At 72.1% G+C, this 8,737-nt stretch carries 9 protein-coding genes; 7 read left to right on the forward strand and 2 right to left on the reverse strand.

The annotated features are described in order from the left end of the window. On the forward strand, positions 1 to 247 hold a 247-nt coding region (locus ABZS66_RS58650; protein WP_354773204.1), incomplete at its 5' end, for a helix-turn-helix transcriptional regulator. Between the two features lie 52 nt (positions 248 to 299). Here the strand turns inward: ABZS66_RS58650 and ABZS66_RS58655 are convergent. Further along, positions 300 to 926, reverse strand: a complete 627-nt coding sequence (locus tag ABZS66_RS58655) for a hypothetical protein (RefSeq protein ID WP_354773206.1) — start codon at positions 924 to 926, stop codon at positions 300 to 302. An 892-nt stretch (positions 927 to 1,818) separates the two neighbouring features. Here ABZS66_RS58655 and ABZS66_RS58660 point away from each other — a divergent pair. The 3 genes from ABZS66_RS58660 to ABZS66_RS58670 all read left to right on the forward strand — a co-directional run bounded on the left by ABZS66_RS58660 (position 1,819) and on the right by ABZS66_RS58670 (position 4,015). Further along, a complete protein-coding gene (locus ABZS66_RS58660) occupies positions 1,819 to 2,139 on the forward strand; it encodes a hypothetical protein (protein ID WP_354773208.1) in 321 nt (106 codons plus the stop codon). A gap of 317 nt (positions 2,140 to 2,456) precedes the next feature. Further along, positions 2,457 to 3,143, forward strand: a complete 687-nt coding sequence (locus tag ABZS66_RS58665; protein WP_354773210.1) for a hypothetical protein — start codon at positions 2,457 to 2,459, stop codon at positions 3,141 to 3,143. 71 nt (positions 3,144 to 3,214) lie between these two features. Next, positions 3,215 to 4,015, forward strand: coding sequence for an SDR family oxidoreductase (locus tag ABZS66_RS58670; protein WP_354773212.1), 801 nt, complete (start codon positions 3,215 to 3,217; stop codon positions 4,013 to 4,015). A 19-nt stretch (positions 4,016 to 4,034) separates the two neighbouring features. On the opposite strand, the gene ABZS66_RS58675 is transcribed toward ABZS66_RS58670, so the two are convergent. Then, positions 4,035 to 4,793 (reverse strand): SDR family NAD(P)-dependent oxidoreductase, encoded by a 759-nt coding sequence (locus ABZS66_RS58675; RefSeq protein ID WP_354773214.1) that lies wholly within the window; start codon positions 4,791 to 4,793, stop codon positions 4,035 to 4,037. A 173-nt stretch (positions 4,794 to 4,966) separates the two neighbouring features. Here ABZS66_RS58675 and ABZS66_RS58680 point away from each other — a divergent pair, with 173 nt between their 5' ends. The 3 genes from ABZS66_RS58680 to ABZS66_RS58690 all read left to right on the forward strand — a co-directional run bounded on the left by ABZS66_RS58680 (position 4,967) and on the right by ABZS66_RS58690 (position 8,572). After that, the gene (locus tag ABZS66_RS58680; RefSeq protein ID WP_354773216.1) at positions 4,967 to 7,363 is read left to right on the forward strand and encodes a phosphoketolase family protein; all 2,397 of its coding nucleotides are present in this window, start codon (positions 4,967 to 4,969) and stop codon (positions 7,361 to 7,363) included. A 57-nt stretch (positions 7,364 to 7,420) separates the two neighbouring features. Next, positions 7,421 to 7,903, forward strand: a complete 483-nt coding sequence (locus ABZS66_RS58685) for a VOC family protein (RefSeq protein ID WP_354773218.1) — start codon at positions 7,421 to 7,423, stop codon at positions 7,901 to 7,903. 141 nt (positions 7,904 to 8,044) lie between these two features. Continuing rightward, the gene (locus ABZS66_RS58690) at positions 8,045 to 8,572 is read left to right on the forward strand and encodes a SigE family RNA polymerase sigma factor (protein WP_354773220.1); all 528 of its coding nucleotides are present in this window, start codon (positions 8,045 to 8,047) and stop codon (positions 8,570 to 8,572) included. The last annotated feature ends 165 nt before the right edge of the window (positions 8,573 to 8,737 follow it).

Genomic DNA, 8,737 nt, shown 5'->3' on the forward strand with positions numbered 1-8,737 from the left:
GCGCGGCGGGCCCGGCGCCGCCCCCGCCCCCCCCCCGGTCCGCTCGGGCGACCGGCTGACCGCCCAGGAGCTGCAGACGGCGATGCTCGCGGCGGCCGGGCTGAGCAACCGCGAGATCGGCCAGCGGCTGTTCCTGTCGCACCGCACCGTGAGCTCGCACCTGTACCGCATCTACCCGAAGCTCGGCGTCAGCGGCCGGGCCCAGCTGCGCGCGGCCCTGGACGCGCTGGAGCGGCGCGGCGGCTGACCGGCTACTCGCCCTCGTGCTCGCCGTCGATGGTCATTGCGTCCTGTCCCGGCTACTCGCCCTCGTGCTCGCCGTCGGCGGTCATCGCGCCCTGGCCCGGCTGGCTCGGGAGGAACACGTGCTGGTGGCCGTGGCCGGTGTCGACGTTGAGCTGGTCGAGCTGGGTCGCGCCGACCGACCAGGTGGCGATCGCGGTGTCGCGCTGCCGCCCGGCCAGGGCGAGCAGCGCCGGGCGCTCCGCCTCGGGGGCCCTGACCGCGGCCGCGTACGTGTCGACGGCCAGGTCGAGCTGCCTGGTGCCGGCGGCGAGGCTGGCCCGGGCGATGTTGACCGCGGTGCCCGCCGAGGGCGGGTCGTCGAAGTCGGCGACGGCCGCGCGGGTCACTGCCTTCCAGCCGTCGGCCTGCGACCGAGTCGGGTTGGGCTCCGCCGCGCGCAGGCCGTCGAGGACCGGGGTGACCAGTTCGCGGATGCGGCGGGCCTGGTCGGTGAGGGTCACGACCTGCGCGGCGTCCCGCTGTACCTCCGCTGCTTCCATCGCGTCGATGCGCTGCTCGGTGTCGGTGCGTGGATCGGCCACGGCGGCACCGATCCAGGCGCCCAGCAGTCCTCCGGCGACGAGCGTGACAACCGGGATCCACCAGTGCTGTCGTTGCTTTGGCGGCGGCTTTTTGCGCATGGTGGGTCCTTCACGAATGCGCGCGGCTCGCCGAAGACCGCGGGGGACGGTGAGCGTCGATCGTACCGTGGCGCCCTCCCGGCGCCACGGCACTGTGTTCGCTGATCAGAATGTGCCGGCGGTGTTGCACTTCGCCTTCTGGACCATGCAGGCCTTCACCCGCCGGCCCATGGCGACGTTGTCCCAGGCCCGTCACCGTGCATCGACGAGGCCAGGACCGAGGCGAGCGCGAAGCCGTCCGCGTCGCCGCGGGTGTTGTGGCGTCGGCCCGCCCGGACGCTGTCGGGCCCCGCCGCGCGCGCCTGCCGCCGCCGTCGATGATCCCGAAGACTTCTCGTGCCCAGGAGTGCCAAAAGCCTTCGCGATCATGACGAATGCGCAGTGGATGCGGCCCGGGCCTCATTCGTGCCGGCAGGAGGCGCCGGCCTTCCGCCCAACGGCTTCCGCGGCGTGCGCCGTCCCGCGCCGACGGGGGCGGGATGGGGCGGCCAATCCAAGGTGGCGGCGCACGGAGCGGCACACGTCCGCTGCGGGGGTGCGCCACGAGTTACGTGGTAGGAAAAACTGGGGTCAGAGCACCAGTTTTCCTACCGTCTGGCGAAGCGCGGACCGGACGCTGCCGCGGCGCCTGGACCTCCATCGGATGTGATGCATCAGTTCTGATGCATCACGGTTGATGCGTGCTGGCGAGGTTCGTGGGGCCGCGGGCCAGCGGTGGCATAGGCGCGGTGCGGGTGAGTGGCCACGCGGAACCCGCGCGGGCCCTGCTTCGACTCATCGGCTCTGATGCATCAAGGTTGATGCATCAGAGCGGGTGCGTTGCGGGCGCGCGATTTGTGGGGGAGCTCGGTGTATAACGAGGGGCCGCCCGCCCGAGAATCTGGATGCATCCATGAGACCTGATCTGCAGGCCCGGCCGGCCGCATTGAGGTTCGCCATTGCGGCCGTGCTCGTCGCGCTCGTGGTGGGGAGTTGGCTCGGACTCCGGCACGGGGTCGTCATTCCCACCTTCGGGCGCACGCCCGCCGGGGACGTGCTCAGTATCGTCGCGCCGGCCCTGCTCACCATGATCGCGGCGCCGTTGGTTGGGTACCGGCGGCGGGACGCACTGCTGTGGGTCATCCCGCCGTTGGGTCTGGCGCTGGCTGCCCGGCTTGCGTGGCGGATCGCGCTGCTGCCGCGGCGGGACTGGGTTGATCGAAGCGCCGGATGAGCAGCCACAGGTCGCCCGCCATGTATGGGAGCAGGACGGCCTGCTACCGGATGCACGAGACGATGCGCGAGTACGTCCCGCTCCGCGGCGGTTTGGTGCGGCAGGCGCGGGCTGGCCACCGGTGACCTCGACGGCGGCGGGAGGCTGGGCGGCCGCAGCCGGCCAGCGGTCGCGCAGAGACCGGGCGCAGGCCGGGCGGCAGGCGGGCGCAGGCGGCAGAGGGCGGACGGGGCGGTGGGCGGACGTCGGATAGTCGACCTCGGGTGCATCCGGCGGGCGACGGCGCGCGACCCGCCAGGCCGACAGAATCGGCGACCATGAACGCGCCATACCCGCCCTATCAGGGCGTTCCATATACAGCTCCGGTACCGCCCAAGAAGTCCCGCCTGGGCCTCATCCTCGGCATCGTCGCCGTCGTGCTCGTGCTCTGCGCGGGTGGCGGGATCGCGCTGCTGCTCGCCGTCGACACCTCGGCCGACACGCCCGCCGCGGCCGGGAGGTCATCGGCGCCGGCCGTGAAAGAGACCGGCAACGCCGGCAGCGGTTACCAGCAGCCGGCCGACCCCTGCGCCCTCGCGGACGTCAAAGTGCTCGGGCCGCGCGTCGGTGAGGGCAAAGGCGAGCCGACCGAGGAGAAGACCCGCTTCACGCTCACCGGCTGTGAGTACTTCCTCGCCGCCGACGACGGTGCGCAGGAGCTCAAGGCCTTCGCGAACGTGGACGGCGACACCGCGGCCCGGTACAAGGAGTCCGCCGGGGTGTACCCGAAGATTACCGGGTTCAGCGAGGACAAGGTTACCGGCTGTGGCTCGCAGGGGTTCTTCACCAAGCGGCTCAGCTCCGGCGACCAGCGTATCGAGGCCATCCTCGTCTGCACCGACCGCAACCTGTACGTCGAGGTCCGGTTCAACGCCGGCGGGAAAGAGGCGTGGGACGCCGCCGCCGTGCGGGGAAACATGGTCAAGCTGGTCAACGGCATGATCGCGCACGTGCCCGGCGCCTGACGGTCTTGCCCGGAGGGTAGCCGATCGGCTAGCCTCCGGGCGATCGGCGGCGACCAACGAGGGGACGTGCCATGCAGCTTGCGCAGAAGGTCGTCGTGGTGACCGGGGCCGGCAGCGGCATCGGGCGGGCCGTGGCATTGGAGGCGGTCCGGCGCGGCGCCAGCGTCGCCGCCGTCGACCACAATCCGCAGACCCTGGCTGAGACGGCCGAGACGGCCGCGGCGGCCGGCGGCGCGATGTCGGTGCACGAGCTCGACGTCACCGACCGGGCCGCCGTGGAGGCGCTGCCGGCGGCCGTCGCCGAGCGCTGGGGCGCCGTCGACGGGCTGATCCACTGCGCCGGGATCATCCAGCCCTTCACCAGGCTCAAGGACCTGGACTTCGCCACGATCGACCGGGTGTTCGCGGTGAACTGGTCGGGCACGCTGTACCTCACCAAGGCCTTCCTGCCGGTCCTGCTGGAGCGGCCGGTGGGGCACATCGTCAACGTGGCGAGCATGGGCGGGTTCCTGCCGGTGCCCGGCCAGACCATCTACGGCGCCTCGAAGGCGGCGGTGAAGCTGCTGACCGAGGGGCTGCACGCCGAGTGCGCCGGCACCGCCGTGCGCGTGACGGTGGTGTTCCCGGGCGGCGTCGCCACCAACATCACCACCAACTCCGGCGTGAACATCCCGGTCGCCGGCGACACCGCGAACCGGAAGATCACGACGCCGGAGCGTGCCGCGAACGACATCCTCGACGGCATGGAGCGCGACGCCTACCGGGTGCTCATCGGCGGCGACGCGCGACTCATGGACCGGCTGTACCGGCTCAACCCGAGACGCGCCGCCAGCCTCATCGCCGAGAAGATGCAGGACCTGCTGCAGCGATGAGGCCGGCGGGACCGATGAGCTACCGGGTCCCGGGATGCCCACCGCTGAGGTGGGCACACATGGACAGCAGCTCGTCGAGCAGCACCGGGTCCCGGTGGGCCGGGCCGGGCCGCCAGTCGCGGTCGGTGAAGTACTCGCCGGAGGCCGGCTCGTCGGCGACGGCCAGCCGGGCCGGGGTCCGGGCCGCGTCAGCGGGATCGGTGGGCGCGCTCGCGCCGCCCATCCGGGTGCGGACCCAGCCCGGATCGACCGCGTTGCTGCGCACGTCCGGCCAGCGCCGGGCGAACGCGAAGGCGAGCAGCATGCAGTACAACTTGGATGAGCAGTAAGCCTCGTAACCGCTCCACTGGCGGCGCTCGTAGTTCACGTCGCTCAGCTCGGTGATGCCCTCCGCGGCGAGCGCCGACGACATGAACACCAGCCGGGCCGGGCGGGGCATGAGTGCCGTGAGCAGGTACGGCGCCAGGACGTTGACCTGGAACGTGGAGTCCAGGCCGTCCTCCGTGAGCGCCCGCTCGGAGCTGTCGAGGCGGGCGATGCCCGCGTTGTGAACCACGGCGTCGAACCGGCCGAGGGTGGCGGCGAGCGCCCGGGTCTGCTCGAGCGAGGCGAGGTCGCCGACGACCACGCCGGCCGCGGCCCGCACCGCGGCCTTCGCGGCCACCGCCCGCTCCTCGGTGCGGGCGTGCAGGACCACGCGGTGCCCGGCGGCGGTGAGTTGCTGCGCTATCTGCTGGCCGATGCCGTCGGCCGAACCAGTGACAAGGATGTCGGTCATGGCTGCGCATGATCGCAGCGGGCAATTGTGATCCATTTGCAGCCGGATTGCGGGACACATCGCGGGACTTCCGCCTCATCCGGCGGGGGTCCGAAAGCCCTGCGGCGCGTGGCCCAACCGCGAGAGGGTAGAGATGACACGGACCGCGGATCGCACGCAGGAAGGAACCTTCGGTGACGACTGTTGCCCAGGCCCAGGTCGGACAGCTCAGCGACGAAGATGTCGCGCAGCTCGACGCCTGGTGGCGAGCTGACAACTATCTCACGATCGGCCAGATCTACCTGCAGGACAACCCGCTGCTGCGCCGCCCCCTCGAACCGGGCGACATCAAGCCGCGCCTCCTCGGGCACTGGGGCACCAGCCCGGGCCTGTCCTTCGTCTACGCCCACGTGTCCCGCCTCATCCGGATGACCGGCCAGCAGGCGATCTACCTCGCCGGCCCGGGCCACGGCGGCCCGGCCCTCGTCGCCGCCGGCTACCTGGAAGGCACGTACAGCGAGATCTACCCCGCCGTGTCGCAGGACGAGGCGGGCCTGCTGCGCCTGTTCCGCCAGTTCTCCAGCCCCGGCGGCATCCCCAGCCACGTCTCGGTGACCACGCCCGGGTCGATCCATGAGGGCGGCGAGCTCGGCTACGTGCTGGTGCACGCATTCGGCTCGGTGATGGACAACCCCGACCTGATCAGCGTGGCCGTCGTCGGTGACGGCGAGGCGGAGACCGGCCCCCTGGAGGGCTCCTGGAAGGGCATCTCGTTCCTCAACCCCACGCGGGACGGCGCGGTGCTGCCGATCCTGCACCTCAACGGCGCGAAGATCGCCGGCCCGACCGTCCTGGCCCGCAAGGACCCGGCCGAGGTGCGCTCCCTGCTGGAGGGCCACGGCTACGAGGTGCTCGAGGTCGAGGGCGACGACCTGCCGGGCATGCACCACCGCTTCGCCGCGACGCTCGCCGAGGCCTGGGGCCGCATCCGGGCGATCCAGCGCTCGGCCCGCGAGGGCACCTGGGACGGGACCCGCCCGCGCTGGCCGCTCATCGTCCTGCGCACCCCGAAGGGCTGGACCGGCCCCGACAAGGTCGACGGCATCCAGGTCACCGGCACGTGGCGGTCCCACCAGGTGCCGCTGTCCGGCGTCAAGGACAACCCCGAGCACCTTGCGCTGCTGGAGCAGTGGCTCCGGTCGTACCGGCCGGAGGAGCTGTTCGACGCCGACGGCGCGCCGGTCGAGCTCGTCCGCGCCCTCAACCCCGCGGGGGACCTGCGGATGAGCGCCAGCCCGCACGCCAACGGCGGCCTGCTGACCCGCGACCTCGACATCCCCGACTTCCGCGACTACGCCGTCGAGGTCGGCACGCCCGGCGTGGGCCGGGCCGAGTCGACCCGCCGCCTCGGCGAGCTGCTGCGCGACGTCTACGCGGCCAACCCCGACAACTTCCGGCTGTTCTGCCCCGACGAGACGAACAGCAACCGGCTCGGCGCCGTGTTCGAGGTCTCCGACCGGGCGTTCGCGGAGCGGGTCCTGCCCGGCGACGTGGCCATCAGCCGCGACGGGCGGGTCATGGAGGTGCTGTCGGAGCACAACTGCCACGGGTGGCTGGAGGGCTACACGCTGACCGGCCGGCACGGCATGTTCGCCACGTACGAGGCGTTCGCCATGGTGTCCGCCTCGCAGACGGTGCAGCACGGCAAGTGGCTGCAGGAGGCGAAGCGGCTCGACTGGCGGGCCAAGGTGCCGAGCCTCAACGTCCTGCTCACCTCCACGGCCTGGCGCAACGACCACAACGGCTTCTCGCACCAGGGCCCCGGCCTCATCCAGGTGGTGCTGACCCAGCGCGGCGACATCGCCCGGGTCTACCTGCCGCCGGACGCCAACTGCCTGCTGTCGGTCGCCAACCACTGCCTGCGCTCGCGCTCGTACATCAACCTCATCGTCATCGACAAGCAGCCGCAGCTGCAGTGGCTGACGATGGACGAGGCGATCGAGCACTGCGCCCGCGGCGCCGGGATCTGGGACTGGGCCGGCACCGACGACGGCTCCGCGGACCCCGACATCGTCCTGGCCTGCGCCGGCGACGTCGTCACGATGGAGACCGTCGCGGCCGCGCGGCTGCTCCGCGAGCGGCTGCCCCAGCTGCGGGTGCGCGTGGTCAACGTGGTCGACCTCATGGCGCTGCCCCGGCCCAAGGACCATCCGCACGGGATGAGCGAGACCCGGTTCAAGGAGCTGTTCACCGACACCGTCGACGTGGTGTTCGCCTTCCACGGCTACCCGGGCGCGATCCACCAGCTCGTGCACGGCCGGCCGGACGCCGACCGGTTCCGGGTCCGCGGCTTCATCGAGGAGGGCACGACCACGACGCCGTTCGACATGACGGTGCGCAACCGCGTGTCGCGGTACCACCTGGTGATGGACGCCATCAACAACGCCAAGCGGCTGCCGCGGGGCGCCTCCGACCTCAAGGCGTGGTGCGAGGCGAAGCTCGCCGAGCACGACCGGTACGTGGTCGAGCACCTCGAGGACATGCCCGACGTGCGCGACTGGACCCTGGGCGACTGGGCCGAGCGGGGTTGACCGGCGGGTCGGGGTGCATGGTGGAATCCATGCACCCCGACACCCCCGGAGGACCCCATGACCGACACCGAGGCCGAGCGGCAGCGCATCCGCGCCGCTCACCTCCGCGCCGCCGCCGAGCGGCCCGCCTCCACCGCTCGCGGGCTGCACCACAGCGCCCTGATCTCCAGTGACGTGGAGCGGACCGTCCGCTTCTACCAGGACCTGCTCGGCTTCCCGCTCACCGAGCTCATCGAGAACCGTGACTACGCCGGCTCGTCGCACTTCTTCTTCGACATCGGCAACGGCAACCTGCTCGCCTTCTTCGACTTCCCCGGCCTCGACGTCGGCCCCTACGCCGAGGTCCTCGGCGGCCTGCACCACGTGGCGATCTCGGTCGAGCCGGACCGCTGGCACGAGCTGGTCGCCCGCCTCGACGCCGCCGGCGTGGAGCACGTCGTCCACAGCGAGGTCTCGGTGTACTTCCGCGACCCGGACGGCGCGCGGCTCGAGCTGATCGCCGACCCGCTGGGCGAGATGTACGGCAGCAAGGTCCTCTGACCGCGGGACCGACGGCCTCGCGGCCCGCGGGCCTGACATCTGTCGCCTGGTCGACACAACCTTCCCATCGCGCGCGGCGTGTTGTCGCCGAGCGGCCGAGACAGGCGGCCGTCGATGGGGAGGAAGGGCAGTGTGATCAGTGTGCTTGACGGGGGCCGTGGGCGAGCGACCGACAGTTCACCCCCGCGCGGAGTCACCTTCGAAGAGTTCTACGCGGTAACCTTCCAGCCGCTCACCATCCAGCTGTTCGCGTACACCGGCGATCTCGCGGCCGCGCAGGACCTGGTACAGGAGGCGTTCTGCCGGGCGCTCGCGCGGTGGAAGCAGGTCGGCGGCTTCGACGATCCGGCCGCCTGGGTACGGCGGGTCGCCTGGAACCTGGCCACCAGCCGGTGGCGGCGCGCCCGGGTCGCGGCGCAGTTCGCCCGGCGGTACCGGCCGGAGCACGTGCCCGCGCCCAGCCCGGACCGGGTCGCGCTGGCCCAGGCGCTGCGCACGCTGCCGCCGAAGCTGCGCCGCGCCGTCATCCTGCACTACCTGGCCGACCTGCCGATCAGCGACATCGCCCGCCAGGAGGGCGTCGCCGAGGGCACGGTCAAGTCGTGGCTGCACCAGGGCCGCACCGCGCTCGCCGCCCAGCTCACCGACAAGGAGCACCTCCATGGCTGACCTCGACGACCAGCTGCTCGCCGCCGCCTTCGCCGGCTTCCGTACCGAGGTCGCCCCCTACGTCAAGCCCGCCGGCACCGAGTCGGCCCACGCCACGGTGCGCCACCGCCGCCGGGTGCGCGCCACGGCGGCGGTGGCGTTCGCCGCGCTGGCCATCGCCGTGCC

The organism is Dactylosporangium sp. NPDC005572 (assembly GCF_040605515.1).
In the GTDB taxonomy this organism is placed as follows: Bacteria; Actinomycetota; Actinomycetes; order Mycobacteriales; family Micromonosporaceae; genus Dactylosporangium.

What these genes read in the sequence shown, in the direction of transcription:
- ABZS66_RS58655 (WP_354773206.1), bottom strand. Translation starts at nt 926, where the DNA reads ATGCGCAAAAAGCCGCCGCCAAAGCAACGACAGCACTGGTGGATCCCG.
- ABZS66_RS58660 (WP_354773208.1), top strand. Translation starts at nt 1,819, where the DNA reads ATGAGACCTGATCTGCAGGCCCGGCCGGCCGCATTGAGGTTCGCCATT.
- ABZS66_RS58665 (WP_354773210.1), top strand. Translation starts at nt 2,457, where the DNA reads ATGAACGCGCCATACCCGCCCTATCAGGGCGTTCCATATACAGCTCCG.
- ABZS66_RS58670 (WP_354773212.1), top strand. Translation starts at nt 3,215, where the DNA reads ATGCAGCTTGCGCAGAAGGTCGTCGTGGTGACCGGGGCCGGCAGCGGC.
- ABZS66_RS58675 (WP_354773214.1), bottom strand. Translation starts at nt 4,793, where the DNA reads ATGACCGACATCCTTGTCACTGGTTCGGCCGACGGCATCGGCCAGCAG.
- ABZS66_RS58685 (WP_354773218.1), top strand. Translation starts at nt 7,421, where the DNA reads ATGACCGACACCGAGGCCGAGCGGCAGCGCATCCGCGCCGCTCACCTC.